At 71.1% G+C, this 810-nt stretch carries 1 protein-coding gene; it reads right to left on the bottom strand.

From position 1 onward, the window contains the following. Positions 1–810, bottom strand: an 810-nt coding sequence (locus ACFQEU_RS16940) for an alpha-amylase family glycosyl hydrolase (RefSeq protein ID WP_379784040.1), incomplete at both ends; no start/stop codon positions are given.

The raw sequence follows: 810 nt of genomic DNA, 5'->3' as shown, positions 1-810 counted from the left end.
GCGACCGCGCTGGCGGGCGCGTCCCCCGCGCCGATCCGCCGGAGCGCCCCGTACAGCGAGGTGTCGTAGTGGAGATGGAACTCCCCCTCGCCGTAGAACGGGTCGTGCGGCAGCGTCTCGTCGAGCAACAGCAGGTCCTCGGGGACGCGGTCGGCCACCTCCTTCCAGAACCCGTGAGGGATCCCCCAGGCGACGTCCGCGCGGAACCCGTCGACGACGCCCGCCCAGTCGTCGACGATATCGAGCAGCCAGGAGCGGACCGCCGGTGAGTCGAAGTTCAGGTTGGGGATCCGCCCCCAGTTGAAGTAGTACTCGGGCATGTCGCCGGAATCGAGCGCCGCCCACTCGATGTCGGTGACGTCGAAGGCGGCGTCGGCCCGCCGGTAGTGGTCGCGGTAGGCCGGCACGCCCGCGGCGTGTAGCTGAAAGGCGGGGTGGTCCCGCGAGGTGTGGTTGATGACGAGGTCGAAGACGACGCGGATCCCGGCGTCGTGACACGCCGCGACCAGCGACTCGAACGCGGCCCGCGAGCCGAGGTCGGCGGCGGTGTCGGTGTAGTCGGTGACGTGGTAGCCGTGCTCGGTCGGCGAGGCCAACACCGGCGTCAACCAGAGGACGTCGACCCCGAGACTCTCGACGTACGGGATCCGGCGCTCGATCTCGGCGAACGTTGTCGGCAGCGTGTCGCCCGCGAACGACCGGACGTACACCTCGTAGATCGTCGCGGCGTCCGCCCACGCGGGACGGGCGTGCGGGTCGGTGACCGTGAGGCCGCCGCCCCCTGTTGTCGTCCCGTCCGCGGCGTCGGCC

Origin of the sequence: Halorubrum tibetense, from assembly GCF_042661865.1 — an archaeon.
In the GTDB taxonomy this organism is placed as follows: domain Archaea; phylum Halobacteriota; class Halobacteria; order Halobacteriales; family Haloferacaceae; genus Halorubrum; species Halorubrum tibetense.
Note: the sequence above shows the minus strand (reverse complement) of the source record. Positions and strands in the feature narration are given on the sequence as shown.